Source organism: Flagellimonas algicola, assembly GCF_005937185.1.
GTDB classification, from domain to species: Bacteria; Bacteroidota; Bacteroidia; order Flavobacteriales; family Flavobacteriaceae; genus Flagellimonas; species Flagellimonas algicola.
Genome location: NZ_VCNI01000002.1, coordinates 138,820 through 163,658, shown reverse-complemented (window position 1 = coordinate 163,658; position 24,839 = coordinate 138,820). Strand labels below are relative to the sequence as shown.

General features: G+C 41.9%; 28 protein-coding genes. 12 read left to right on the top strand and 16 right to left on the bottom strand.

Annotated elements, in window-relative coordinates; genetic code table 11:
• Window positions 1-33: 33 nt before the first annotated feature.
• The 7 genes from FGG15_RS09665 to FGG15_RS09635 all read right to left on the bottom strand — a co-directional run bounded on the left by FGG15_RS09665 (window position 34) and on the right by FGG15_RS09635 (window position 6,081).
• Window positions 34-1,896, bottom strand: a complete 1,863-nt coding sequence (locus tag FGG15_RS09665) for an alpha/beta fold hydrolase (RefSeq protein ID WP_138835700.1) — start codon at window positions 1,894-1,896, stop codon at window positions 34-36.
• Between the two features lie 67 nt (window positions 1,897-1,963).
• Window positions 1,964-2,398: a cupin domain-containing protein gene (locus tag FGG15_RS09660; RefSeq protein ID WP_138835698.1), complete on the bottom strand. Its 435-nt coding sequence runs from the start codon at window positions 2,396-2,398 to the stop codon at window positions 1,964-1,966.
• 30 nt (window positions 2,399-2,428) lie between these two features.
• Window positions 2,429-2,914, bottom strand: a complete 486-nt coding sequence (locus FGG15_RS09655) for a GNAT family N-acetyltransferase (protein WP_138835696.1) — start codon at window positions 2,912-2,914, stop codon at window positions 2,429-2,431.
• A 105-nt stretch (window positions 2,915-3,019) separates the two neighbouring features.
• Window positions 3,020-3,652, bottom strand: a complete 633-nt coding sequence (locus FGG15_RS09650; RefSeq protein ID WP_138835695.1) for a hypothetical protein — start codon at window positions 3,650-3,652, stop codon at window positions 3,020-3,022.
• Window positions 3,653-3,713: 61 nt separating this feature from the next.
• Window positions 3,714-4,316, bottom strand: a complete 603-nt coding sequence (locus FGG15_RS09645; protein WP_138835693.1) for a hypothetical protein — start codon at window positions 4,314-4,316, stop codon at window positions 3,714-3,716.
• Between the two features lie 94 nt (window positions 4,317-4,410).
• Window positions 4,411-4,881 (bottom strand): hypothetical protein, encoded by a 471-nt coding sequence (locus FGG15_RS09640; protein WP_237561793.1) that lies wholly within the window; start codon window positions 4,879-4,881, stop codon window positions 4,411-4,413.
• A gap of 99 nt (window positions 4,882-4,980) precedes the next feature.
• Complete coding sequence (locus FGG15_RS09635) at window positions 4,981-6,081, bottom strand: tetratricopeptide repeat protein (RefSeq protein WP_161991947.1); 1,101 nt, start codon at window positions 6,079-6,081, stop codon at window positions 4,981-4,983.
• 201 nt (window positions 6,082-6,282) lie between these two features.
• Between FGG15_RS09635 and FGG15_RS09630 the strand changes: the two genes are divergently transcribed.
• Window positions 6,283-6,558, top strand: a complete 276-nt coding sequence (locus FGG15_RS09630) for a hypothetical protein (protein ID WP_138835688.1) — start codon at window positions 6,283-6,285, stop codon at window positions 6,556-6,558.
• Window positions 6,559-6,771: 213 nt separating this feature from the next.
• Here FGG15_RS09630 and FGG15_RS09625 read toward each other — a convergent pair whose 3' ends face one another.
• The 7 genes from FGG15_RS09625 to FGG15_RS09595 form a co-directional block, all read right to left on the bottom strand.
• A complete protein-coding gene (locus FGG15_RS09625; RefSeq protein WP_138835686.1) occupies window positions 6,772-7,302 on the bottom strand; it encodes a sigma-70 family RNA polymerase sigma factor in 531 nt (176 codons plus the stop codon).
• A gap of 252 nt (window positions 7,303-7,554) precedes the next feature.
• Window positions 7,555-8,394, bottom strand: a complete 840-nt coding sequence (locus FGG15_RS09620) for a glycoside hydrolase family 16 protein (RefSeq protein ID WP_138835684.1) — start codon at window positions 8,392-8,394, stop codon at window positions 7,555-7,557.
• Window positions 8,395-8,470: 76 nt separating this feature from the next.
• On the bottom strand, window positions 8,471-9,100 hold the full coding sequence (locus FGG15_RS09615) for an NAD(P)H-dependent oxidoreductase (protein ID WP_138835682.1): 630 nt from the start codon (window positions 9,098-9,100) through the stop codon (window positions 8,471-8,473).
• 2 nt (window positions 9,101-9,102) lie between these two features.
• Window positions 9,103-9,828 (bottom strand): GNAT family N-acetyltransferase, encoded by a 726-nt coding sequence (locus FGG15_RS09610; RefSeq protein WP_138835681.1) that lies wholly within the window; start codon window positions 9,826-9,828, stop codon window positions 9,103-9,105.
• Window positions 9,825-10,274 (bottom strand): DMT family transporter, encoded by a 450-nt coding sequence (locus FGG15_RS09605; RefSeq protein ID WP_138835679.1) that lies wholly within the window; start codon window positions 10,272-10,274, stop codon window positions 9,825-9,827. Before FGG15_RS09605 ends, FGG15_RS09610 begins: the two co-directional genes overlap by 4 nt.
• A gap of 35 nt (window positions 10,275-10,309) precedes the next feature.
• Complete coding sequence (locus FGG15_RS09600) at window positions 10,310-10,918, bottom strand: Crp/Fnr family transcriptional regulator (protein WP_138835677.1); 609 nt, start codon at window positions 10,916-10,918, stop codon at window positions 10,310-10,312.
• 54 nt (window positions 10,919-10,972) lie between these two features.
• A complete protein-coding gene (locus tag FGG15_RS09595) occupies window positions 10,973-11,425 on the bottom strand; it encodes a nuclear transport factor 2 family protein (RefSeq protein WP_138835675.1) in 453 nt (150 codons plus the stop codon).
• Between the two features lie 85 nt (window positions 11,426-11,510).
• Between FGG15_RS09595 and FGG15_RS09590 the strand changes: the two genes are divergently transcribed.
• A complete protein-coding gene (locus FGG15_RS09590; protein ID WP_138835674.1) occupies window positions 11,511-12,182 on the top strand; it encodes a M28 family peptidase in 672 nt (223 codons plus the stop codon).
• 318 nt (window positions 12,183-12,500) lie between these two features.
• On the opposite strand, the gene FGG15_RS09585 is transcribed toward FGG15_RS09590, so the two are convergent.
• Window positions 12,501-13,406, bottom strand: coding sequence for a universal stress protein (locus tag FGG15_RS09585; RefSeq protein ID WP_138835672.1), 906 nt, complete (start codon window positions 13,404-13,406; stop codon window positions 12,501-12,503).
• An 85-nt stretch (window positions 13,407-13,491) separates the two neighbouring features.
• Window positions 13,492-14,181 (bottom strand): Crp/Fnr family transcriptional regulator, encoded by a 690-nt coding sequence (locus FGG15_RS09580; RefSeq protein WP_138835670.1) that lies wholly within the window; start codon window positions 14,179-14,181, stop codon window positions 13,492-13,494.
• 119 nt (window positions 14,182-14,300) lie between these two features.
• On the opposite strand from FGG15_RS09580, the gene FGG15_RS09575 reads away from it, so the two are divergent.
• The 10 genes from FGG15_RS09575 (at window position 14,301) to FGG15_RS09530 (ending at window position 24,825) form a co-directional block, all read left to right on the top strand.
• Window positions 14,301-16,706: a heavy metal translocating P-type ATPase gene (locus FGG15_RS09575; protein WP_138835668.1), complete on the top strand. Its 2,406-nt coding sequence runs from the start codon at window positions 14,301-14,303 to the stop codon at window positions 16,704-16,706.
• 3 nt (window positions 16,707-16,709) lie between these two features.
• Window positions 16,710-17,159, top strand: a complete 450-nt coding sequence (locus FGG15_RS09570) for a hypothetical protein (RefSeq protein ID WP_138835667.1) — start codon at window positions 16,710-16,712, stop codon at window positions 17,157-17,159.
• A 66-nt stretch (window positions 17,160-17,225) separates the two neighbouring features.
• A complete protein-coding gene (ccoS, locus tag FGG15_RS09565; RefSeq protein ID WP_138835665.1) occupies window positions 17,226-17,435 on the top strand; it encodes a cbb3-type cytochrome oxidase assembly protein CcoS in 210 nt (69 codons plus the stop codon).
• Window positions 17,436-17,437: 2 nt separating this feature from the next.
• Complete coding sequence (gene ccoN, locus FGG15_RS09560; protein WP_138835663.1) at window positions 17,438-19,642, top strand: cytochrome-c oxidase, cbb3-type subunit I; 2,205 nt, start codon at window positions 17,438-17,440, stop codon at window positions 19,640-19,642.
• A gap of 93 nt (window positions 19,643-19,735) precedes the next feature.
• A complete protein-coding gene (locus tag FGG15_RS09555; protein ID WP_138835662.1) occupies window positions 19,736-19,921 on the top strand; it encodes a CcoQ/FixQ family Cbb3-type cytochrome c oxidase assembly chaperone in 186 nt (61 codons plus the stop codon).
• Between the two features lie 4 nt (window positions 19,922-19,925).
• Complete coding sequence (locus FGG15_RS09550; protein ID WP_138835661.1) at window positions 19,926-20,879, top strand: cbb3-type cytochrome c oxidase N-terminal domain-containing protein; 954 nt, start codon at window positions 19,926-19,928, stop codon at window positions 20,877-20,879.
• A 67-nt stretch (window positions 20,880-20,946) separates the two neighbouring features.
• The gene (gene ccoG, locus FGG15_RS09545) at window positions 20,947-22,356 is read left to right on the top strand and encodes a cytochrome c oxidase accessory protein CcoG (RefSeq protein ID WP_138835660.1); all 1,410 of its coding nucleotides are present in this window, start codon (window positions 20,947-20,949) and stop codon (window positions 22,354-22,356) included.
• 23 nt (window positions 22,357-22,379) lie between these two features.
• Window positions 22,380-22,826 carry a FixH family protein gene (locus FGG15_RS09540; protein ID WP_138835659.1) on the top strand — a complete coding sequence of 149 codons (447 nt, stop codon included), beginning with the start codon at window positions 22,380-22,382 and terminating at the stop codon, window positions 22,824-22,826.
• A 3-nt stretch (window positions 22,827-22,829) separates the two neighbouring features.
• Window positions 22,830-23,540 (top strand): sulfite exporter TauE/SafE family protein, encoded by a 711-nt coding sequence (locus tag FGG15_RS09535; RefSeq protein ID WP_138835657.1) that lies wholly within the window; start codon window positions 22,830-22,832, stop codon window positions 23,538-23,540.
• A gap of 16 nt (window positions 23,541-23,556) precedes the next feature.
• A complete protein-coding gene (locus FGG15_RS09530) occupies window positions 23,557-24,825 on the top strand; it encodes an acetyl-CoA hydrolase/transferase family protein (protein ID WP_138835655.1) in 1,269 nt (422 codons plus the stop codon).
• Window positions 24,826-24,839 lie beyond the last annotated feature (14 nt).

Below are 24,839 nucleotides of genomic sequence, written 5' to 3'. Positions count from 1 at the left end.
TGATATCACGCTATTGATCATATGAATTCTGAATCATTTTTGTTGAGACTTATTTAAACCATCTTTTCCGTCGGTTAACCAATGTAAAGAAAAGCGGGTAAATACACTTTCCTGATATTCGTCTTTTTCAAAGAACAGGCCAATATCCCCATTGTCCAAAACGGTCATCGAAGAGTAGGCCGAACTCCCAGCATAAATGGTCTTCCCATTAGACCAGCTCTTTCCCTCATCATAACTGATGTGCACTGTTAGATTTTTACGCTCATCCTTGTCGTTGGCGTGAGCAAACAGCAATCTGTTTTTGTCGTCCCCATCCTTCTTGGAGCTATATCTAATGATGCTTGCGTTACAACCCGGATCCACCAAAGTAGCATCTGCAACAGAAGTCCAAGTTTTACCTTTATCTGAAGAGGTATGGACATATCTAATGCCCTTGCCATTGACACGGCTATTGACCATCCAAGAACCATCGTCCAGTTCCATTACCTTGGATTCATCTCCAGGAGAAATGGGGGTATCAATCAGATACCAACTTTTCCCGTGGTCGTCGCTTCCAAAAAGATGAAGGCCTTTTTCCAAGTTCACCAGGGTGTGCAAAAGTTTGCCACTCCGGGTTTGAATGCCTCGGCCGGAAGTGATAAACTTAAAATCGTTATGCCAGGCCGATTTTGAAATCTGGGAAGTGATGTCCGTATGGGAGCTCCAAGTTTTACCGTTATCAGTACTCTTGATGTATTTTAAATAATAGATATCTTTTTCCTTATCCAAATCCATAAAATTGAAGAACATAAAAATTGAACCGGTCACCTTGTCCACCATTAAGGATGGATCCGAAGCCGATTGCCCTAAGGGATAATCCACCACGCTTTCAATTTGTGTCCATGAATCCCCGTTGTCTGTACTACGTCTAATAACGATATTGATATCCTTGCTCCATTTTAGATCGCCACAGGATGGTACTCTTTCGTCTATGGCAGCAATCAAATCCCCATTGGGTGCTGTTATCAATGCTGGGATTCTATAGCATGCTATTTCCGCCTCGTTTTTGGAATCAAACAAGTTCTGAAACTGGAGAAACTTAGGGTCAGTGGCAATTTTTTCACCCTGGGTCAGAAATTGAAGGCTCTTCCTTAGAAAAACTTGCTGGTTTGCACCGGTTATTGGGATATGTCCGGTATTGGGGACGACCCACAATTCAGATTGGGGCAGGTTTTTATGTAGGGTAAGGGCAGGTTCAAGGCCGAGGATTTCATCGCCATCTCCTTGAACGACCAAAGTCCTGATGTTCATTCCTCTCAAATCTCCATCTTCTAATCCTATACTATAGTTAAGATTGGGATTAAACAAGGCCTTAATCTGATTTTCTCCTCGGAAATGGGTTCTGTTCAGTTCTTCAATGAATGTAGGTGGGAGGTTTTCATAAGAGAAAGTGGTATCCGGCATGTTATTTCTACCATCATAATGGTGCGAAGCTCCAATCAAAACCATCGATGCCAATCTATCCGGATGTGAGCTGGCCAATTCCAAGAGCGTCAAACCTCCATAACTTAATCCAATGGCATGTACTTTTTGGATTTTCAGCGCATCCAAAAGCGCCAAAACATCCTTGGACGCTTTTTTTATGCTGAAATCGGAACTAAGCTGGGAGGATTTTCCATGTCCGCGAAGATCTAGTGCGTGCACTTCAAAATGCTTGGCATAGCTTGGAATGTAATCGGACCAAAACTTGGACGATTGCGTCCAGCCATGGAGTAGTAGTAGTGGCTCTCCACTTCCATAAACCTGATAGTGGATTTCAGTGCCATTGACCTTAATGGTTTCCGATTTTTTGGGTTTTTGTCCTAAACAGCACCCGGAAATCATCGCAAGCAATATGTAAACCAAAAACTTGTGCATATTATTTAGAATGCCGCTGTGGATTTTATTGGATCACGCTTCATAACAGCATCACTAGGGTTTGCAGTTAATTTTCGTAAATATCGTATTCGGCAGAAACGGCTTTCATGAGTTCGACATCTGCAAAATCACTGTCTGACATCTGGGATAACCTTTCCAAGTATTCATCAAACCGCCCGTTTTTAAAAATGGTGAGCATTTTGCCTCCTTTTTCGCATTTGGCAGCATGCCAGACATGGGGTGGGGCGGTAATGGTGTCACCTGCCTTGGCCATAATGGTCTCATCGTCAAAAACAAACTCCACTTCGCCTTCTAGAATATAAAATACCTCAGTCATGATTTTGTGGTGGTGCCTGGGCAAATAAAATCCAGGTTTTAGGGTATCCTCCACAAAACAAAGTTCTCCCTGGGTATGTTTGGAAGCCAGTTTAACAAAACAATGGTCTTGGGAATAATTATAGTTTTTGCCCTCTCCGTTTCGGATGATTTCTTTTGTTTTCATTTTTGGATTTTAATTTAATGATTTGTAGTATCATTTGTTTGGTTTTTGCTTTTGTTGGGGCCATTTTATTTTTACGGCGGATATATTGTCCAATTCCAACCTGTTGGCGGCTAATTTTTCAAAGCCATTTTTAAGATAAAAATTTAAAGGGGAATGGTAAGATTCTCCATTTTTCTTTTTGTCCCTGTTGTGGTCAATTACCCAACCGTTCAATTCGTTCTCCCTTTGTTTGGCAAGCCCCAGAATTTTGGTGCCAATGCCTTTTCCGTGAACCTCCGAGTTCAAAATTATTGCAAACCACTTTTCATTCTCACGTTCAAAATCAAAATACCAGCCCTTGATTCGTTTGTTCTCGTCAATCAACAATATGTGGGATGGATCTTTTAGATTTTCGAGGTACGCCTCAAATGCTGCAATGGACTTGTATCCTAGTTTTTCTGGATATTCAATGTTCCACAACGCCATAAGCTGAAGTTTTTCAGACATGGATAAGGAAGAACGTTGGATGAATTCCATTTTTTGGTATTTGGTTCAGTTGGCCGTAGCTATTTCTGCTGTGATTTCCCCGTGCGCTGATTGTCGGTATAGATTATGGCCAATTTTCTGTGCCGCTATTTTATTTTATAAGTATTTTTTGATCACTTTTTCCACGCGTTTTCTTTTGGTTTCTTTCTCAATATCCTCAAGTCTTGAAGTTAGTGTTTTTACAAACCGATCTTTGTTTTGGTCGTTAATTATTGGCATTGCCCTTTCGGCATACATTGGGAGTTGATTTGTGGCGCTTTTCAAAAGTTGTTCCAACAGTAAAGGGAAGGTGTTTTCCTCATATTCTTCAATAGCGCACAGTTTAATCAAAATATTTACAGCCTGGTCTTTGCTAATTACAGAACCTTTGTCCGAAGCTTCAAGAATGGTCGGTAAATAGTTGTATATCTCTTTTGGTTTTTCGTTTGCTATGGTACCAAGTGCGGTCATTGCTCCCCATTGAAGTCGGTTATTTTTACTGTCCAAATGCGAAACAAATTCGTCAATGTAGTTGGCAATCAGCTTTGGGTCTTGTTCACCAATTTCGTAAAGTACTTTAATGCAATCGTTTTGAATGGCTTTTGTATTGGTTAAATTGTCAACCAATTCTTTTATGGCCTTCTTGTCCTGTGCAAGTATAATTTCTTTGGCTAGTTCTTGATTTGGAACTTCGTCTCTTCGATTGCGGGAAGAGGCTAACTTATTTATAATGTTTATTTTGTTTTCCATCTTTCGAGATCAGGATTTATAAGTGCTTGCAGATGGCGGTATTGGCTATTCTCTGGCAACGTTAATTTTCAACCCCAGGTAGCAACTTATAAAGCATCAAGCCACTAATCCACCCTCCCAGAATTCCGGTGGTCAATCCTACTGTTAGCCAGAATATCATGTCATTCATTGCATTTTGCATATTCATATCAAGATTAAATGTGTTGAAAATTAAAAATAGAATGACCTCACCTATAAAACTTGCTATTGGAAAACTCAAAACTGCAATGAGCCATATCCATTTATTATTTGAAAAAGATATCTTATTAAACCACAACCCACTGCCTAATACCAAAAATCCAAACAAGATATCCCAATCTAATCCACCTGGAATAATAGTTTGATAATATCCAAACCAGAATAAGCTTATAAAAGCAATTATCAACAGAAAAATCTTTCTTGTAGATATTGTAAAATAATTTTTAAGTACCGATTTCTGGAATAAAAATAATATCAGTCCAACAATACCTAATGCGACGCTATGGGCAATGAATTGATTTGTATTCATGTCACGCGTATGGTTCCCGGTTATTCCATGTCCCACAGGTGTATAAATGAGATACCCAATAAAAAATCCCAATGTATTTACGGAAATCCACTTTTTGAGGAAAAGTTTTTTATTCATAGCTATTGATTTAATGCTGCCTAACGGTCTCGGCTATGCTTCCATACACATTTATCGTTGGGATGATTTACAGCCATTATTGTTGTGCGTTTTTCTATCTGACTTCATGATGAAAGACATTCGTTGTCACGATTTTCCAATTTCCATCTAGTTTTTTCAGTCCGTAGCCCACACTTCCTCGCACTTTTAAAGTGTCTCCTGATTTATTGATTCGAACACTATAATACTCCATTAAATAGGAAGCGGAATTTTTAGAAAGTAAATTCACATACTCATTTGAGGTATTCCATTCTAGGATTTTTTTGGTATCCTGAATAAAATTTTCCCAAATGTCACTGACTGTCTTATAATTTCCCCAGTACTCTCCATCTCCGAACAAGACATGGTTGTCTTCGTCTGCATAATGTAACATAAGCCCAGAATGATCTAGATTAGTGAGATCGTTTATATGACAACGATACATTTCGAAAATTTCTGTCTCAGGTTCAATTTCTAATGAATGTTCGATTCGTTCCTTACAACTTCCAATAAAAATAATTCCTAAAAGAATAAAAGAAAGTCTCATAACAAATTGATTCTGGTTAAAATTCACGACAACGGTCTCGGTTATGTTTCTGCCCAGTCATTTATCGCCGGGATGAGATGTGGCCATTGTTATTTATAGTCACTTGTTTCCTTTTGTTGAGCTAGAGGAAGGATTAATTTTTTCGTCAAGAATTTTTACCACAATAGCTTTCAAATCATCATAATGAAAATTCTCGTTAATAAATCCAAAAGTAGAATGAATACCATTTCTGTCCATTCCAACCGCATATCTAGGACCTCCCATTTCCAAAGAAATAGGTGAGTTTTCCGTTTGAATTGTAAACTCCGTTTTTCCACTTTCTTTATTAGTCACATAAAAAACATGCTTGTAATATAGCTCTCCTACTTTATCTGCGAACCTTTCAAACGCATAAATATGCTTGTCGTTCCAAGTAAACTGGTCAAAGCAAAATTCCTCTTTCATAGGGTCGGTTAAAACACCATGTTCATAGGCCTCATACAACTTTGCTTTCAACATCTTGACTTTATCATATTCCTTTTTTCCATAATAGACTTGAATTAATTTGGAATGAGTATGAAAGTCGTTCGGGGTCAGTTCGATAAGTTCTGAAAAGGCTCTTTCGGATTTATCGTATTTTTTGTTCAGATATTCATAAAGCCCAATATTGTAGAGGGCATTTAGATATGAATCGGATGTCTCGGAAATTGTTTGTTTTGATATATAGTAAGCTTCCAAAGCCTTATCCGGTTGATTCAGCTCCGTATAAATTTGTGGAATCATTGTAAATGGTCGGTCAATTGGCTTATCTTTTTCAATGGCTGTCTTGTAAGCCGAAAGCGCTTCTTCATATTTTTTTTGACTTACATAAGAATCACCTAGTCCGCTAAAATAATTTGAATTGGTTGAATCGATTTTGATTGCTTTATTAAAAGATTCTATGGCTTTGCCAAACTGCCCCATATAGTTAAATGTCATTCCTTTAATGAAATAAGTGTCAGGGTCGGTTTTGTCTTTTTGAATTGACAAATCCATCAATTCCAATACTTTATTGTCATTGGCTTTCATGTAGTAAGCCATTGCCACATAGTAAACTGCCTTTGCGGGATATTCACTAACTTTTTGTGAATGCTCGGCAATAATTAAGTCATATTTTTCGTCCTCATAAGCTTTTCCCAATTCTGATGTAACTGCTTCTTGGGCATATATGCTCAAATTCAAAAAGCAAATTGTTAATATTCCAAATATCTTCATAATTGTAATCAACTCGTTTACCTCCCCAATTTACCCCATTTACTCAAAAATCCTTCCCCTATTTTCAGATATTTCCCACCATTTTATTTTAAAACGTATATTTATCACGTCAACGCATTCTGAGTATAAGCAACGCCAGTTTGGTCACGTAACCAAAACACATAACCTATGGCAAATCAGAATGAACAAAACCACTGCCCGCATTGCCATGCGGCACTTGCGCCCAAAGGCGCAGCCCCATTTTCCCAACCCTCCCCAGCACAACAAGCACTCCTGGAGTATGTAAGCCCTTTAGACGGCCCAGATAGGGTTAAAGCCCTAAAATTGGTGCACGATATTGTGGTCTACCACTCCGAGGAAATCTTGGACGGGGAAGAAAAACGCGCCCTCTACCAAGTAAAGGTGCTTTGGGACCTGATCGAGGAAACTTTTGAGGAAGAGTAACAAAAAAAGGGGAAGCTGTGCTTCCCCTTTTTGTTTTACAATGGTGGTACTTTAGCAGCACCCACCGTCACTCTGGCAATTTTCAGTAGCGGTTTTACAGCTACACTGGCCACCGCAACATTTGTCTTGATTTTTCATGTCTTAATGTTATGAAATGTTATTGAAATTATTTTCACCCCTATAGACGGGGCCTTAAAAAAAAGACGCAAAAAATCAGCAGCTGCAATCTTTTTCTTTGGCAGCTATGATGTTCCCATACCGATCCGCCTCAATGGCACAACATTGGTTAAAGAGTTGGTTCAATTGTTTCCGGGCACGCTGCATGCGGGATTTGGCCATGGAATACGTAAGGTCATTGCTGATCGCGTATTCTTTCTGCGGTTGGTTTCCATAGGTGGTCTTCCAAAGAATGTCCTGGTACTTTTCCGGGAGCTGCCGTATAAACGGTTTTAGACATTCTGTAAAATCAAGGGTATTGGCATCTATCTCTTCCGGGAGCGAAATATCAAAATTCAGTTCTTGGGTGTTAAGCTTGCGTTTACGGTAATGGTCAATGATGGAATTTCGTGTAATCTGGTAGATCCAGCTTTCGATCTTGCTATTGTCATTAAGTTTGTGAACCCCCTTATGGATTTTGATGAACACCTCTTGCAAGATATCCTCTGCGGTTTCCTTGCTGTTCACCCGGGCCTTGATAAATCCCAGAAGTTGTTGGTTAAATGCTCTCCAAATAGTTTCTGTCATTGGGTTTTTACAAATAGGGACGGGAACTTTCCAAAAAGATGCAAAATATTTTCCAAAATATCCTGTTCATTGGCGTTCCTTGCTAAATTAACTCAAATTGAAGCTGTTGGCAAGGATTGTTCCAGAGCTATTGCCAGTTTACATTACTTTATTTGAGCTGGTATTAGCACTCATAACCCTTATCATTCAACATTAAAAATTCAGCATTGAAAATTGGCAGCAAAACTGTAGCACCAATTAACCTTAGTTTTATTATTGATAAATCCGAATATAGTCCACCACCATAGGGCTTTCGGTAAATTTGGGATCAATATCCGGTTCTATGGCAATATTGAATATGACATAGTAGTCCATATCAAAGGGCCAGGTATCCCCATTTTTCACAACTGGGTTATAGGTGTAGTGCACCTTCCCGTCCACACTGAAGGTCATTTTTTCTGAGGTCCATTCCATCACATACACGTGAAATTCGTCGGATGCTAACTCTATGTGTTGCCCTCCCAAATTTTCCACCGTATGGCCAAAACTTGATCCGTTGTGTACGGCACTCTGCACAAAATCCTGGTTCTTGCCCCAGTGTTCCATAATATCAATTTCGCCACAATGCGGCCAATCTGTGGTACCAAATCCTTGTTTTTCCCAATAGGCGCCTGCTTCGTTGATGTTCTTGTTTAGCATCCAAATGGCAGGCCAGGTGCCCACGCCTTTGGGTACTTTCGCCCTCACTTCCACCTTTCCGTAGGTAAAGGCAAATTTGGAATTAAGCCTAGCTGAGGTGTAATGCTTGGTTTCACCCTGATCTTCAAAAGTTTCTTTTTTGGCCATCAAATACAGATGTCCGTCTTTTTGATAGGTATTGGACTCCCGGTCCGTGTAATGTTGAATGAGTCCACCCCACCAACTACCGCCTGGGGGCAATTGCGTCTGTAGGAACCATTTATCGGTATCAATGGCCCCAGAGCCCTCAAATTCGTCCGACCAAACCAGGGTATCAAATGCTGTTTTATTGGTTGATAAACCGGCCCAAATAAGGTAGGACAACAGGAGAATAATACTTAAGGATATGGCGATAATTTTGGTTTGAGAGGTCATATGGTCAATAGTTCTTAACCCTCAAGGTAGCCCTTTTCCTGACACACTTTGCCTCTTGACCATAGGAAAAATCGATTCAGCTATATTCAAAAAGTTGCTCAACCGGTTTTCGCACCTTGGCCATATGTTGGGAGGCATCCTCTCGACTTCGATAACCAACGGGCACTACCACGGAGGCATTCAGGCCTTTTTGGTGCAATCCCAGGATTTGATTGTATTTCCCGGCCTCAAAACCTTCCATGGGGCAGGCATCAATGCCCAACTCGGCACTAGCGGCCAACAAATTAGCCATGGCAATATAGGTCTGGTTTTTGGACCAATTAAACTGCTCTTTCTTGGATTTTTCGCCCAATTTGGCCTTCATAAAATCCCCATAACCGGAAAGTTGGACTTTATCCAGACCTCTTGTATTAGCAGTGAGTTTAATAAACCCATCAATGTCTTGTGGATCCACTTGATCTTCATTACAAAAAACAAACAAATGCGAAGCATCCGTGATTTGTGACTGGTTCCAAGACACCTCTCGAAGTTCTTTGCGAAGGGATTGGTCTTCAATGATCAGTACCTTATAAGGTTGGAGCCCATACGAGGAAACTGAAAGTTGGATTGCCTCTTTCAGGAGTTCAATATCCCCTGGGGACACTTTTTTGTTGGATTCAAATTTTTTTGTGGCATAGCGCCAATTTTGGTGATTTATAAATTCCATTTTCAATCTTGTTTTAGTTTATAGTTCTGCATTAAAAAATCCACGGTAAAGCCCATTTTCAGGTACATGTTTTTCGCCATTGGGGAAGCCTGAAGCGTAGCCCATTCCAATCCATCTTTGATGGCTTTGTTCAGGATGTTATACATGATCTCGGTGGCATAACCCTGTTTTCGCTTTTCTGGAATAATACCCAGGGCGTGTACTCCGGCAATTTTTCCGATTTTGTATAGAATGATGGTGCCTACAAGTTCCTTATTGTGGTACACCAAGTAGTAGGGAACTTTGTCCAGGGTCTTTTCCAGCGTTCTGGCTCCAAAATCATAACCAAAGGCGGACTGAAAAGCTGTGCTCCACAAGGCAGCTTGCAAGCCAGTCTCCACACGTTTAAAATCCAAAACTTTCTGAGTGGCAAACAAGGACTTTAATGGCATACTCATTCCCGTTTGGTTAAATTGAAGTTCAAAACTTCGTTCAGTCAATAAGGGATTGTCCGTTGTGTTTGTATTAAAGTATGAGAAGGTCAATTGTGGGTTTTGTTCCATTTTATCCCGAAGTTGTGAGATCAGGTCTTCGGACAGCGGAGCCTCTGTCCAAATTTTATTGGGCCATTCAGAGCCTTGAATAAAGGAACTGAGTATGGTATTGTCCTTTTCGTATCCGATAAACTGTTGCCCGGCCAGCTTCCAAAGGCCGGTCAAATTTTCAATGTTTTCTGTTGTCTTTTTCATTTTGTATTGATTAAAAGGATGCCCAGGGTCATTGCTAGGGCGCCAACTAGTCGTTTTGTTGTGATGGGCTCAACAGGCAGGTTGAGCCAACCAAAATTCCCGGCGATCAGGGAAAATACCAATTGCCCGCAGAGGCCCAGCGCAATAATTTTGGAGATGCCAACCTTTGGGATGGCATAAAAATATAGACTAATGCCCGCCATGCTAAAAAGTCCTCCAATCCACCACAAATACCATGGAATTTCTGGAATGGAGAACATTTGGAAAGAGGGCTTGCCCCAAAAAAGGATAAACAATATTCCAAGAACTGCACTGCTCAAAGATGTGAAGATAACGGCAAGCACGGGCTGCTTTAAAAGGGAGCCCAATTGGGAGCTAAATCCCGCCTGGACAGCCAAAAATACGCCTCCCAACAATGCCAACATATATAATCCTATAAGTTTCATGCAGCAAAGTTGGCAAGGAATAAACAACTATTCCTTTACATATGTTGAGGCGGGTCTTTTTCTCTAAATTTTTTTCGGATTCTGCTCAATTGGGTAGGGGTAATGCCCAAGTGCGAAGCAATATAATGTAACGGGATTCGCTCTTCAATTCGAGGATGCGCAACAATAAAGTCCTGATATCTTTCTGACGCTTCTTTCATTACGATCTCAATTTCTCGTTTTTCTTTGTCCACCACCCAGTTTTTTTCCAAATAGGCAACGTAAAAATCTTTTAAGTCGGCATGTTGTTTTAATAGGGACTGATATTGGGCATGTTCAAAAGTGAAAACTATACTGTTTTCAACAACGGACAGAGCAAAGTTGGAAGGTTCATTTTTTAAGGCGGAAACGGTGGAACCCACAAAGTCACCTTCCAGAAATATGTTTTTGTGGTAAACGGTCCCATCCGCGCTCAAATAGTATGATACAATGGACCCTTCCAACAATATATGGATGTGTCTGGATATTTTACCGATATCCAAAAGGAGGTTGCCCTTCTCCAACTGTTGGTATTCACCCAATGAGTAAAGGGCCTCAAAGGACACATCCGAAATGGGATGGTACCGCTCAAATACTTGTTTGATATGCGATTTAAAATGATCCATTGGAACAAGTTAACAAAGATTTGACTCCCTTAGAACACCTGGACAATGACTTTTTTAATGAAGACTGGAATCCTTAAACTGCCAAAGCACGTTTACAATTTGCCATTTACCGTTGAGCTTGGCAATGTGCATATAATCAATCCAATCATCGGCAATAAGTTTTACCGAGGCCGTTTTGTCAAAGACATCCAGTATCACCACGTCTTTCTTCGGATTTTCTGGGAATTTGTCCCCATTTTGGTTGTAGGTCGCGGCCAGCAAAACCATGGCATCCGTAAAGGTTTCCCGTAAATACTCTTTTTTGGCGAATTTGTCCGTCCAAAAGGTGCGTTTAACCATTCTGGGGTGGGCGGCCCGTTCAAATTGTTCTGGTTTTACGTTGTGTTGGGATTCAATATAATCCAGAGCGGCTTGCTTAATGGCCAAGGAATCTTGTTGGGTCTGGGCGCTGAGGTAGCCCATACTTAGGGCAAAAAGGGCCGTAGCAAGACATAACTTTTTTTTCATTTGATTTCGTTTTTTGATAATTTGTTGATGCTGATGTAACCAACCTTTAAATACAAGGTCTTTAAGGGGACAAAATCTGGAAATTATGATCAATTTTCCCCAAAACTTAGTTAAAATTCTAGTGGTGATTTGGTTGCCATGGTTGGCCACTGCCCAAGTTCAGGATAAGGTAAGGGATCATACTACTTATTTGGCCTCGGATGAGCTAGGAGGGCGTGGCACGGGAAGCGAAGGGATTCGTAAGGCAGCTGCCTATATCTCCCAGCAATTTGAACAAATTGGGTTGCAAGCGCCCTATATGGACTCTTTCTTTCAAAATTTCCCTTATCCCGATTTGGAGGAAAAGGAATCCAATGTGGTGGGCTATATTCCAGCAGCAAGCACAAGTAAAAAATCCGTAGTCTTTACCGCCCACTATGATGCCTACGGAATCCGGAAGGAGGAGGGGCAGCATGATTCCATTTATAATGGAGCATTGGACAATGCGGTGGGTGTTGCTGCTTTGATAGAACTGGCCCGTATGTTCAAACAGGCATCCCCGCCTATACGCAATGTGGTCTTTGTGGCCACTGCCGGGGAGGAATTTGGGATGTATGGCAGCCAATTTTATGTAGAAAACTCCCTATTTCCCAAAGAGGATATCATAATCTGCCTAAACATTGATGGGTTTAACGTTAGTGGTCCTCGTGAGGATTATTTTGTTTTCCCCAAACAAGGGGTGGATTTTGTGGGCAAGGTTGAAGCCGTCCTCAATTGACATGGGTGGCATTACATAAGCCCTGGCTGGGAAGATGAATTGAACACCAACTTTGATACCGTCTCCTTCTTGCAAAAAGGAATTCCTGCGCTTACCATTTGGACTGGAAATCGCCTTAAAGGGGGAGGCAGGCGCAACCCATTCAGTTTGGGGGCATCCACACGCCTCAAGATGAAATCACGGACAGCTGGAATTGGAATGGCGTGGAAGATCATCTGGAACTTTACATGATTCTAGCAAATTACTTTTTGGAAAACCCGAATGGAATTAATGTAACGGACGTAAAACTATTTGATAAATAAAGGAATTTTATGATTCCTAACTTTCAACTACCTCACCTTTTTTTTTAGGGTTATCCTTAGCAACACCTTCCATGCCAAGTTCAGGGATGACCAACAATGGGGTTTGCGTATGGAAAGCCGTACGCTTCACAATGGGTTCACGGGTCATTTGCTCCATATAGCTGTGCTGGTAATTGAGCATGGCCAATAAATGAATGTTGAGTTCCTGGGAAAATAGTTCCAAAGTTTTGGAAACTGAATTGAGTTCGGACACGGTGTGCACATAGTGCTCCATGCCCTCCAAATACCTACGGAGCATGTTCAGATTAAATTGTTGCAGTTCTGAAAGGGCTTTGATACCATATTGCACATGCACAATACGGATGGTGGCTTGGAACATTTGGGCCAGCTCCAGTAAAGGGCTTAGTTCCGAGGTGGAATAAAAACGATTGAAATCCGTGGCAAAAGCTATTTCAGTGGGTGTGATAAACTCAAAGTGCTGTGGAATGGCCAACACCGGGCATTTTTTGGTGCTCTTGATAATCCGTACTGTATTGCTGCCCATAAAGACCTCTTCAATTCCAGAGGCTCCTTTGGTACCGGTAATGATCAGTTGTATTCCATAAGTATCCACCAAATCCTTAATCTCCTCTGTCAAGAGGTTAAAAGAAGAAATGGTCTCAAAGCTGTGTTGGGAATTGCGGTATTTGCTCTTTATCCGATCTACGGTCTTTTGCAGCCCTTCTTCCGAAGCGTCCCGAACCGCATCCACAATACGAACCCCATTGACCATTTTAGCCATGAACCTTCCACTGGGAATAACGGGGGTATAGGTGTTCAAGAGATAAAAGGTGCATTTCTTGTTTCGGAACAATTGCATGGCATAATCAATGGCATTCCATGCATTATCTGAAAAGTCGGTAGGTATTAAAATTTTCTGCATTCGGATAAAAATAACGATAGCGTAAAATTACCGTAACGCAAAAAGGGATACTATGACAATTATCAGTTTTTGGAACAAGGGCAGTCTAGAAGCCTTCTACAAGCTCTACGAGCTTGCGTTCGTTCTTGATGCCGATTCTTTTACCTGAAGTATGGATAAATCCTTTTTTCTTGAATTCTGAAATAATCCGGATGGCAGATTCGGTAGCTGTGCCCACCACATTGGAAATATCTTCCCGAGAAAGGGTTAGGGCCAAAAAGCCTTCTTCGTCTTCCCCAAAATTGTTCTTCAAGTAAAGAATGGCTTCCGCAATACGCTGCTTAACCGTTTTTTGGGACATGTTCACGATCACATCATCGGCTTCCTTGAGGTCATGGGCCATATGTCTCAGCACTTCCAAAGTAAAATCTGGATTTTTATGAAGTGTATGTGTAATGCTCTCCTTTGGAATAAAACAAACTTCCATATCATTTACAGCAATTGCGGAAAGATTGGTTGTTTCTTCTGCAATTACCGAGCGCTGACCAATAACCTCGCCTTTGGTGGCCAGTTTCACAATTTGATCCTTGCCATTGGCACTGAGTTTGGAAAGCTTGGAAACCCCATCTCGAACGCAATAAACCCCGTTGAGTTTATCACCTTCGTCAAAAATGGATTCCCCTTTCTTAATTTTCTTGGTGGTTTTGGTATCGGAAACCTTCTTCAACTCCTCTTTGCTCATGGCTCTCAATGAGTTGAACTGTCTGATGATGCAATTTTCACACCTGCTTTCCATAGTGTCTTGCTTTACATGCTGATACAAAATTAGTGCTTAACAATTGATCTAGAACTGATAAATGTCATATTTTTAATAAGATCGGTGTCCCAAATTTGCAAAAGGTAAAGCAAATGTAAATGGCAAATATGACATGTTATCATTGTGGTGATGACTGTGGCAGGGACAAGGTGCGTTTTGATGAGAGGGATTTTTGCTGCCATGGTTGCAAAACTGTCTATGAAATATTTACCTCCAATGGCCTTTCCAACTTCTACGAAATTGAGGCCAAGGCTGGGAACACCCCTAAGGAAGTAAGAAGCAAGTACGATTTTCTGGATAATCAGGAAATTGTAAGTAAGCTTGTGGAATTCAATGAGGAAGGAGTGCAGGTAATTAACCTAAGCGTGCCGTCGATTCATTGCAGTTCCTGCATTTGGGTGTTGGAAAACTTAAACAAGCTTCATCCGTCCATTTCAAATTCCCAAGTGGATTTTCCCAAAAAGACCCTTCGGGTCACCTATTCTTACGTGAACTTCTCGCTCAAGGGTTTGGTTTTGATGCTGAGCAGTATTGGGTATGAACCCTATATCTCCCTGGACGAATACGACAAAAAGGAAAAGAGGAAAGATCGTTCCTTGATCTATAAGTTGGGGGTGGCGGGTTTTGCCTTTGGCAATGTGATGCTTTTGTCATTTCCCGAATATTTTGAACTGCCTGCCGGCGAGGCAGGGGTGGAGGAATTCTGGCTGGAGCAATATAAACCCGTTTTTCGCTGGTTGATGTTCGCCTTTTCCTTGCCAGTGGTGTTTTATGCTTCGCAGGACTATTTTATATCAGCCTACAAGGGCTTGCGCTCCAAACTTTTGAACATTGATGTACCCATTGCCCTGGGTGTTCTCACTTTGTTTTTGAGAAGTACGGTAGATATCATTTTTGATTTGGGCTCTGGTTTTTTTGATAGCCTAACCGGACTGATCTTCTTTTTGCTCCTTGGTAAGTTCTTCCAACAGCGAACCTACTCCTTTCTTTCTTTTGAGAGGGACTATAAATCCTATTTTCCCATTGCCGTTACCCGTCTGAATCAGGATAAATCCGAAGAAAACATCCAAATCTATAAGGTAAAAGTGGGGGATAGGCTCTTGATCAGAAGCAACGAGATCATTCCTGTGGATTGCATGTTGATTAAAGGGTCTGCCCAAATCGATTACAGTTTTGTCACCGGGGAATCCCAAGCAGTGTTTAAGGAATCCGGAGAAAAACTCTTTGCGGGAGGAAAGCAACTCTCCGGACTTTTGGAAGTGGAAGTGCTTAAATCGGTATCCCAAAGTTACCTCACCCAGCTCTGGGGCAATTCGGTGTTCTCTAAAGACAAGGCGAGTGCCTTCCAAACCTTAACGGATAGCATTGGCAAACGATTTACAGCTGGCGTATTGACCATAGCCACTTTGGCAACCCTGTTTTGGTTGGTGTACGAGCCTAGCATGGCTCTAAACGTTTTTACCGCGGTTTTGATCATTGCCTGCCCCTGTGCCATTGCCTTGGCGGCTCCCTTTACCTTGGGGAATATGCTACGCATATTTGGACGGCAAAAATTGTATCTGAAAAACACCAACGCAATAGAGCGATTGGCAAAGATTGACACAGCTATTTTTGATAAAACGGGAACCCTCACTACAACAAAAAAGGATGCAATTTTATATGAGGGTGTTGAACTTACCACAGAAGAGATCGCCTTGCTCAAGACTACGCTAAGAGCATCCAACCATCCATTGAGTAGGTCATTATACGGGATTTTACAATCCAACGCGATTATGACGTTGGACGAGTTTCAAGAACATACAGGCAAGGGGATTGAAGGTAGGGCGAACCAACATTCCATCAGGATTGGGTCTGCGGGCTATGTGGGTAGGGATTCCATTCAGACTTCGGCCGATACAGCCGTTTATGTAAGCTCAGATGATGACTTTAAAGGGCGTTTTGTTTTCAAGAACAGCTACCGGGAAGGCATTTCCACGGTGTTTCAATCGCTGGGAAGTTCTATGCAAATAGGAGTTTTGTCTGGGGATAATGATGGGGAACGCAAACAACTACAAAAAATACTTCCGGTAAGGACCCAGATGCACTTTAACCAGAAACCGGAGGATAAACTGCAGCATATAGAGCATTTACAGAAGGAACATAAGGTACTAATGGTTGGGGACGGACTCAATGATGCTGGGGCCTTGGCCCAAAGCGATGTGGGCATTGCGGTCTCAGAGGATATCAATGTGTTTTCACCAGCCTGTGATGGGATTTTGGACGCCTCCCAATTTAATAAACTGTCCACTTTTATGGAGCTTTCAAGAAAATCCATTCAAGTGATTAAAATGAGTTTTGTGCTGTCCCTCTGCTATAATCTGGTGGGGCTATATTTTGCGGTAACTGGTCAATTGCAACCTGTTATAGCAGCCATTTTAATGCCCTTGAGTTCCATTAGCATTGTTTTGTTCACTACCTTAATGACCAATGCTCTTGGACGCAAACTAAATCAACCAACTAACTAAGTCATGAGCAAGAAATTAATTAATGGACTACGAGAGCGAATTGAGCCAAATGTATTGGCTATCAGTATTGGAATTGTGTATTTGTGGTTTGGGACCTTAAAATTCTTTCCACATATGAGTCCTGCTGAAGATTTGGCAAAAAACACCATTCATCAATTGACGTTTGGACAACTTTCAGATGGTATTGCCATTAATTTACTGGCATTTTGGGAAGTGTCCATCGGCATTATGTTGGTATTCAATCTTTGGAGGAAAGGTGCGGTTATTATCACCTTGGTTCATATGATATTGACCTTTACTCCACTATTGCTGTTCCCTATGGATTCATTTCAAAATCCCCCATGGATTCCGACCCTTTTGGGACAATATATTGGGAAGAACTTGATCATTGTAGCGGCGCTTGTTACCCTATGGCGGCAAGCCCAAAAAAAAGAAATATATAAATCGCTGTAAAAACTGATATATGTCATTTTTTGCCAATGGGCCTGACAGTAGTTTTACAGCCAAATTCAGGTAGGTATGAGTGTTATTTATGTGTTGTTGGCCATTAGCATTACGGTTGCGCTGGTCTTCTTTGTCGCATTTGTATTGTCCGTCAGAAGTGGGCAGTACGATGACGCCTATACCCCCTCTGTCCGAATGCTTTTTGAAGACGAACTTTTGGATCAAGAATCCAATTTAGATACAGACAAAGCAGAAATCACGCAAACTAAAAGAACAAACCAATAAATATGGAAATACAACAATTTCATTACGACAACAAAATCGTACAAAAGTTTTTATACGCCACCATGCTATGGGGTGTTGTTGGAATGTTGGTGGGCCTCCTGCTGGCATTTATGTTTTTGTTCCCCAACATCACCGACGGCATTTCATGGTTGAGTTTTGGGCGTTTACGCCCCTTGCACACCAATGCGGTAATTTTCGCCTTTGTGGGGAACGCCATTTTCGCCGGGGTGTATTATTCTACCCAACGGCTGTTAAAAACCAGAATGTTCAGCGATGCGCTGAGTAATATCAACTTCTGGGGATGGCAATTGATCATTGTGGCAGCAGCCATAACACTACCATTGGGGTACACCACCTCCAAGGAATATGCAGAACTTGAGTGGCCTATAGATTTGGCCATTGCGGTCATCTGGGTAGTCTTTGGTTGGAACTTGATTGCCACAATTTTAAAGCGTAGGCAACGCCACTTGTATGTGGCCATTTGGTTCTATCTGGCCACCTTTGTAACCGTAGCGGTATTGCATATCTTCAATAGTTTGGAGTTGCCGGTATCTGCCTTAAAGAGCTATTCGGTTTATGCTGGGGTTCAGGATGCACTGGTGCAGTGGTGGTATGGACATAATGCGGTAGCATTCTTCTTGACCACGCCATTCCTGGGACTGATGTATTATTTTGTTCCGAAGGCAGCGAATAGGCCTATTTATTCCTATAGGCTTTCCATAGTTCACTTTTGGTCCTTGATTTTTATCTATATCTGGGCCGGGCCACACCACTTGTTGTACTCCTCACTGCCTGACTGGGCACAGAACCTAGGTGTTGTATTCTCCATCATGTTGATTGCTCCTTCTTGGGGTGGTATGATCAACGGATTATTGACACTTCGTGGTGTTTGGGATAAAGTAAGAAGTGATGCTACTTTGAAATTCATGGTGGTTGCTATCACGGGTTACGGTATGGCCACTTTTGAAGGACCTATGTTGTCCTTGAAAAACGTAAATGCCATCGCCCACTTTAGCGATTGGATTATTGCACACGTACACGTGGGCGCCTTAGCTTGGAACGGCTTCTTGACCTTTGGTATGATCTATTGGTTGGTACCCAAAATGTTCAAGACCACCTTGCACTCAAAGAGCTTGGCCAATCTCCATTTCTGGATTGGCACCTTGGGAATCATTCTTTATGCTCTGCCCATGTATGTGGCTGGGTTTACCCAAGCCTTGATGTGGAAAGAATTCAACCCAGATGGAAGCTTGGTGTACGGTAACTTCCTGGAGACCGTTACCCAGATCATCCCTATGTATTGGATGAGGGCCATTGGGGGAACCATGTTCATTGTGGGGATGCTGATTATGATATACAATGTGATCGTAACGATTAGAAAAGGAAGTAGCGTGGAGGATGAATTGGCCGAAGCTCCAGCCTTGGCCAGAGTGTCCAAAAGACGTGTGGCTGGTGAAACCTTCCACAACTGGTTGGAAAGAAGACCAGTACAATTGACAATTTTGGCCACGATTGCCATATTGATTGGGGGAATCATCCAAATTGTCCCCACAATTCTGGTGAAATCCAATATCCCAACCATTACCAGCGTAAAACCGTATACACCATTGGAATTGGAAGGACGTGATTTATACATCCGTGAGGGCTGTGTGGGATGTCACTCCCAAATGATCAGGCCGTTTAGGAGCGAAGTGGAACGTTACGGTGAATATGCCAAGGCTGGGGAATTTGTTTATGATCACCCATTCTTATGGGGTAGTAAGCGAACCGGACCTGATTTGCTTCGGATAGGAGGTAAATACTCCGACAATTGGCATTTGAACCATATGTACGACCCACAAAGTACTTCATCTGGATCCATAATGCCGGCATACCAATGGTTGGTAAGAAATGAACATGATAGAAGTGATGTTCAAAGTAAGATGGAGGTCATGGTTAAACTAGGGGTTCCGTATACGGAAGAGGATATCGCTAATGCACAACAATCCATGGCGGAGCAGGCAAAGGCCATTGAAAAAAATCTCTACACCGATCCAGAATTTGCCAAAACCTATGAAGCTGACAAGAAGTATGCAGCGGACAACGGGGAAGATTTTGTGGAGATGCGAAATCGTGAAATTGTGGCTCTGATTGCCTATCTGCAGCGATTGGGAACAGACATCAAGATGCAAGACACTGAAGAACTGATATCACAAAACCAAGAATAAAAGAATCAGGATGATAGAGTCAAGACATAAGAATCAAGAGACAAGAACTCTTAGCTTGAATCTTGGCTCTTCCGTCCAAAATCTATACAAGCTATGTTGAAATTCGTAAAAAACCACATGGAAACCATAGACGGGGTAGCTAGTTATCCCATGATATCGCTAATGATCTTCTTTGTGTTCTTTGTGGCCTTGTTTTGGTGGGTATTTACCGCTACCAAGGAACATATCAAAGAGATGGGCGAACTGCCTTTAGATAACGATCAACCTAACAAACTATAATATTATGAGCACAAGAACACCTTGGTGGATCCGTATTCCAGTAATCTTCTTTCTAATCTTTGGATTGATGGAATACTTTATAGATTCAGGAGACAAACCCGCAATTATCGAATATCCGATCACTCAGTTTTTCCTGTTGTTGGTCTTAATGATTTTAATTGCCATTGAGCTGATATTGAAGTCCATTGAAAACGTAATGTTCCAAACCCTTTCAGAGGAAGCCAAAGCCAATTACTTGGCTTCAAAGAGCAAAAAGATGGAATGGGCATGGGCTAAAAATGTATACAAGCGCTTGACAAAGAGCCGCGAAATTGAAAGGGAAAGTGAAATCATCATGGACCACAATTACGACGGTATCCGGGAGTTGGACAATGTTTTGCCTCCTTGGTGGGTGTATCTATTTTATGCCACCATCATCTTTAGTGTTGTTTATTTGGTTCGCTTCCACATTATTGGGGACTATGACCAAGCCATGGAGTACGAACAAGAGGTGGCTGCTGCCAAGATTGCCATAGAGGAATATAAGAAAACAGCAAAGGATTTGGTGGATGTCAATACGGTGGAATTTCTATCGGATGCTGCTGACCTGAGTGCTGGTAAACAAATATTCACAGACAACTGTGTGGTGTGCCATATGGCTGATGGAGGAGGAGGAATTGGCCCCAACTTGACCGATGAATACTGGATTTTGGGAGGAGGTATCAAGAATGTCTTTAATACCATTTCGGAAGGTGGTCGTGATGGCAAAGGGATGGTGGCATGGAAGCAAAGCTTAAAGCCTGCCGAAATGGCCCAGGTAGCCAGTTATGTACTGACTATGGGAGGAACTACTGCGGCCAATCCCAAGGCTCCGGAAGGGGATATCTGGATAGATCCGGATGCTCCCGCGCCCGCAGAAACCGAAGAAGCTCCTAATGCGCAAGTTTCGGATTCCACGGATGTTGCCATGAATGAATAGTTGAAAACTTAACTCCTCCTTTATGGGGGAGACGTCCGAAGGACAGAGGCGGACAAACAAACTTGCAATGGAAGAAAATTTCAGGGATTCCATAGGAACCATTACCGAAGAAGGAAAAAGGGCGTGGATTTATCCCAAAAAGCCAAGTGGCCGATTTTATGCGTATCGCAAATATGTGAGCTACGGTCTATTGTTGTTTTTGTTTGCCTCTCCTTTCATCAAAATACAAGGACACCAGTTTCTGTTGTTCAATGTACTCGATCGGAGGTTCAATATTTTTGGATTTCCCTTTTGGCCCCAGGATTTTCATTTGGTGGTGATTTCCATGATCATTGCGGTCATATTTATCGCTCTTTTTACCGTGGCTTACGGTCGGATATTTTGTGGATGGATATGCCCACAGACCATTTTTATGGAGATGGTCTTCCGTAGAATTGAGTACTGGATCGACGGAGATAGAGGTGCCCAGACCCGTTTGGAAAAAGCTCCATGGAATACCAAAAAAATCTGGAAACGTTCTTTAAAATGGACCATCTTTTTTATTATTTCCTTTTTGATTGCCAATGTGTTTCTGGCCTATTTGATCGGGAGCGATAAATTGATTGCTTATGTTACGGATGGACCAATGGCGCATTTGGGTACAATGGTACCCTTGCTCATTTTTACGGGAGTTTTTTATTTCGTCTTTGCATGGTTCAGGGAACAGGTATGCATCATAGCCTGTCCCTACGGAAGACTTCAAGGTGTTCTGTTGGATGATAAATCCATCATAGTGGCCTATGACCACAAACGTGGAGAAGGGGAAGCGGGCCGTAAAAAATTCAGAAAGAACGAAGATCGAGATGCCTTGGGTCATGGCGATTGTATAGATTGCTTTCAGTGTGTAAATGTATGCCCAACTGGAATTGATATCAGAAACGGAACCCAACTGGAATGTGTGAACTGTACGGCCTGTATTGATGAGTGTGACCATATCATGGAAAGCATCAATAAACCCAAAGGCTTGATCCGATATGCCAGCGAGGATGAAATCAATAAGAAGGAAAAGTTCAAGTTTACGGCCAGAATGAAAGGCTATACAGCCGTTTTGTTCATCTTGACGGGAATCTTGATCGGAATGCTGTTCCTTAGAAATGAGTTGGAGGCCAATGTTCTAAGGCTACCTGGGCAGTTGTATGAAAGAAAGGAGAACAACATTATCAGCAATGTATATACCTATAAGTTGGTCAATAAGACCGCCAAGGATGTTGAGGATGTTAGTTTTAAATTATTGTCCCATAAAGGTGAAATAAAAATGGTCTCCCAAGATCAATTTGTGGTCCCTGCCGAAGAGCTGGCAGAGGGAACATTGTTTATTGAAATTAATGCATCGGCATTGACTGGGGACAAGGACAAGCTCAAAATAGGAGTTTATAGTGGGGATAAACTTATAGAAACCACGGTAGCTCAATTTTTGGCACCAAGAAGTTATAATTAGGCGTAAGATTAAAAGCAAGAGAAATGAAAATCAATTGGGGAACAGCAATCGTATTGAGTTTTGTGGCATTCATTGCCTTCATTCTATATTTTGTGGTTCGGATGAGCACAGATGATAGGGCCAACCACGATTTGGTCACAGATGATTATTACAAGCAGGAACTGGCCTATCAGAAAGAGATTGATGCATCCAACACCGCGGCTAAAATGAACGCCCAATTGAACATTGAAAAAACTGGGGAAGGTTTGAAAATTAGCTTTCCGGAAAAGTTTGATTATAAAAAAATTGAAGGCACTGTGTCCCTTTACAGACCGTCCAACAAGCATTTGGATACTGACTTTCCTTTAAGTTTGTCCAATACACATTTGCTCATACCTGACAATAGCTTGGTGGGCGGTCGCTGGGATATAGCCATAAAATGGTCGTATGAAGGTAATACCTTTTTACACAAAGAAAAATTGACCTATTAGATCATGTTGGTATCTGCGTTGGCATTGGGATTTTTGGGAAGCTTGCACTGCTTGGGCATGTGTGGTCCCATTGCCTTTATGCTGCCGTTGGATCGGGAAAGTAAGGCCAAAAAAATAGCCCAGCTTTTTATATATCACTCCGGAAGATTACTGGCGTATGCCAGTATTGGTGTGCTGTTTGGGTTTTTGGGCAAGGGACTTTCCCTTTTTGGGATGCAGCAAAAGTTATCCATTGGAATGGGCGTTTTAATGATTCTTTTGGTCTTGGTGCCCACTAAGATTTTTGATGCCCACAAACTGTCTAGGCCTATTTATACCCTTTTGGGAAAAATAAAATCTAAGTTAGGTAAGGAACTTCAAAAAAAGACCCCGGATGCTTTTTTAACCATTGGCTTTTTGAATGGGTTCCTACCCTGTGGATTGGTGTATATGGCCTTGCTAGGCGCAATAGCCCTGGGCAACGCATGGCAGGGTGGACTGTATATGATGTTGTTTGGGGTGGGAACTATACCCTTAATGACCACCGCGGCCTACTCCAGTTCCATTTTGAGCACCCCAATGAAATCCAAAGTACGCAGATTGATTCCGGTTTTTGTGGTGTTGATCGGGGCACTTTTCATTATCAGGGGGATGGGACTGGGAATTCCCTATGTTTCCCCAAAGCCGATGAATGCCCATATGGAATCAACAAATATAGAATGTCATCAACCTTAGCTATAAAAAAATACAAGTGAAAATAACATCAGCAGAAGAAGCAGTTGGCTTAATAAAATCAGGAGATCGTGTTTTTGTTCAAGGTGCCGCCATGACCCCCAATGAACTTGTGGATGCCCTTTGTGAACGTCATAAGGAACTGGAGAATGTGGAGATTGTTTCCATTCATACCGAAGGAAACGCCTTTTATACCGAGGAACCGTACAGCAACTCTTTCCATCTAAATTCTTGTTTTGTGGGCGGGAATGTTCGGAAAAGCGTAAACAATTCAAAATCTGGATATATCCCCATTTTTTTAAGTGAGATCCCATGGTTGTTTAAACGCAATATTTTGCCTTTGGATGTAGCTATTGTGCAGGTATCCCAACCGGACAAACACGGATATTGTTCCCTGGGAGTTTCTGTGGATGTGGCCTTGCCTGCGGTAAGGACCGCGAAGAAAATCATTGCACAAATCAATCCTTATGTACCGCGTACACATGGAACGGGAATTGTACATATTGATGAAATTGAATTTGCGATTGAGATAAATCGTCCTATACATGAACATAATCCAGGTATTATCTCCGATTTGGAGCATGAAATTGGAGCCAATGTGGCCTCTTTGATAGAAGACGGAGCCACGCTACAAATGGGTATCGGCAATATTCCCAATGCGGTTTTGGACAATCTAAAAAACCACCAACGTCTGGGCATCCATACCGAAATGTTTTCTGATGGGGTACTACCCTTGATTGAGCAAGGAGTAATCACCGGGGAGAATAAGGCCGTAAAACGTGGCAAGATTGTAAGTTGCTTTGCCGTGGGTTCCCGGAAACTTTATGACTTCATTGATGATAATCCCATCTGTGATTTTAGGGATTCTGGTTACACGAATGATACGGCTAGAATTCGTCGTAACCCCAAGGTGACGGCCATTAACAGTGCCATCGAAATTGACCTTACCGGTCAAGTCTGTGCAGATACTATTGGGAGCTATCAATTTTCTGGGGTTGGTGGCCAGATGGATTTCATTAGGGGAGCATCGCTTTCTGAAGGAGGTAAACCCATTTTTGCCATGTCAGCTGCAACCAAAAAAGGAGTTTCCAAGATCGTGCCTTTTCTCAAGGAAGGCGCAGGTGTAACGACCACCAGGGCTCACGTACATTATGTGGCCACGGAATATGGGGTGGTCAATCTATATGGAAAAAATTTACAACAGCGGGCAAAAGCTTTGACTTCCATTGCCCATCCTGATCATAGGGAGGCTTTGGACAAAGCGGCATATGAAAGATTCCATCAGTAGCTAGTATTAAAATA

Excerpts from the sequence above, each read along its gene's own strand:
- FGG15_RS09665 (WP_138835700.1), bottom strand. The coding sequence starts at position 1,896 with ATGCACAAGTTTTTGGTTTACATATTGCTTGCGATGATTTCCGGGTGC.
- FGG15_RS09660 (WP_138835698.1), bottom strand. The coding sequence starts at position 2,398 with ATGAAAACAAAAGAAATCATCCGAAACGGAGAGGGCAAAAACTATAAT.
- FGG15_RS09655 (WP_138835696.1), bottom strand. The coding sequence starts at position 2,914 with ATGGAATTCATCCAACGTTCTTCCTTATCCATGTCTGAAAAACTTCAG.
- FGG15_RS09650 (WP_138835695.1), bottom strand. The coding sequence starts at position 3,652 with ATGGAAAACAAAATAAACATTATAAATAAGTTAGCCTCTTCCCGCAAT.
- FGG15_RS09645 (WP_138835693.1), bottom strand. The coding sequence starts at position 4,316 with ATGAATAAAAAACTTTTCCTCAAAAAGTGGATTTCCGTAAATACATTG.
- FGG15_RS09640 (WP_237561793.1), bottom strand. The coding sequence starts at position 4,881 with ATGAGACTTTCTTTTATTCTTTTAGGAATTATTTTTATTGGAAGTTGT.
- FGG15_RS09630 (WP_138835688.1), top strand. The coding sequence starts at position 6,283 with ATGGCAAATCAGAATGAACAAAACCACTGCCCGCATTGCCATGCGGCA.
- FGG15_RS09625 (WP_138835686.1), bottom strand. The coding sequence starts at position 7,302 with ATGACAGAAACTATTTGGAGAGCATTTAACCAACAACTTCTGGGATTT.
- FGG15_RS09620 (WP_138835684.1), bottom strand. The coding sequence starts at position 8,394 with ATGACCTCTCAAACCAAAATTATCGCCATATCCTTAAGTATTATTCTC.
- FGG15_RS09615 (WP_138835682.1), bottom strand. The coding sequence starts at position 9,100 with ATGGAATTTATAAATCACCAAAATTGGCGCTATGCCACAAAAAAATTT.
- FGG15_RS09610 (WP_138835681.1), bottom strand. The coding sequence starts at position 9,828 with ATGAAAAAGACAACAGAAAACATTGAAAATTTGACCGGCCTTTGGAAG.
- FGG15_RS09605 (WP_138835679.1), bottom strand. The coding sequence starts at position 10,274 with ATGAAACTTATAGGATTATATATGTTGGCATTGTTGGGAGGCGTATTT.
- FGG15_RS09600 (WP_138835677.1), bottom strand. The coding sequence starts at position 10,918 with ATGGATCATTTTAAATCGCATATCAAACAAGTATTTGAGCGGTACCAT.
- FGG15_RS09595 (WP_138835675.1), bottom strand. The coding sequence starts at position 11,425 with ATGAAAAAAAAGTTATGTCTTGCTACGGCCCTTTTTGCCCTAAGTATG.
- FGG15_RS09590 (WP_138835674.1), top strand. The coding sequence starts at position 11,511 with ATGATCAATTTTCCCCAAAACTTAGTTAAAATTCTAGTGGTGATTTGG.
- FGG15_RS09585 (WP_138835672.1), bottom strand. The coding sequence starts at position 13,406 with ATGCAGAAAATTTTAATACCTACCGACTTTTCAGATAATGCATGGAAT.
- FGG15_RS09580 (WP_138835670.1), bottom strand. The coding sequence starts at position 14,181 with ATGGAAAGCAGGTGTGAAAATTGCATCATCAGACAGTTCAACTCATTG.
- FGG15_RS09575 (WP_138835668.1), top strand. The coding sequence starts at position 14,301 with ATGGCAAATATGACATGTTATCATTGTGGTGATGACTGTGGCAGGGAC.
- FGG15_RS09570 (WP_138835667.1), top strand. The coding sequence starts at position 16,710 with ATGAGCAAGAAATTAATTAATGGACTACGAGAGCGAATTGAGCCAAAT.
- ccoS (WP_138835665.1), top strand. The coding sequence starts at position 17,226 with ATGAGTGTTATTTATGTGTTGTTGGCCATTAGCATTACGGTTGCGCTG.
- ccoN (WP_138835663.1), top strand. The coding sequence starts at position 17,438 with ATGGAAATACAACAATTTCATTACGACAACAAAATCGTACAAAAGTTT.
- FGG15_RS09555 (WP_138835662.1), top strand. The coding sequence starts at position 19,736 with ATGTTGAAATTCGTAAAAAACCACATGGAAACCATAGACGGGGTAGCT.
- FGG15_RS09550 (WP_138835661.1), top strand. The coding sequence starts at position 19,926 with ATGAGCACAAGAACACCTTGGTGGATCCGTATTCCAGTAATCTTCTTT.
- ccoG (WP_138835660.1), top strand. The coding sequence starts at position 20,947 with ATGGAAGAAAATTTCAGGGATTCCATAGGAACCATTACCGAAGAAGGA.
- FGG15_RS09540 (WP_138835659.1), top strand. The coding sequence starts at position 22,380 with ATGAAAATCAATTGGGGAACAGCAATCGTATTGAGTTTTGTGGCATTC.
- FGG15_RS09535 (WP_138835657.1), top strand. The coding sequence starts at position 22,830 with ATGTTGGTATCTGCGTTGGCATTGGGATTTTTGGGAAGCTTGCACTGC.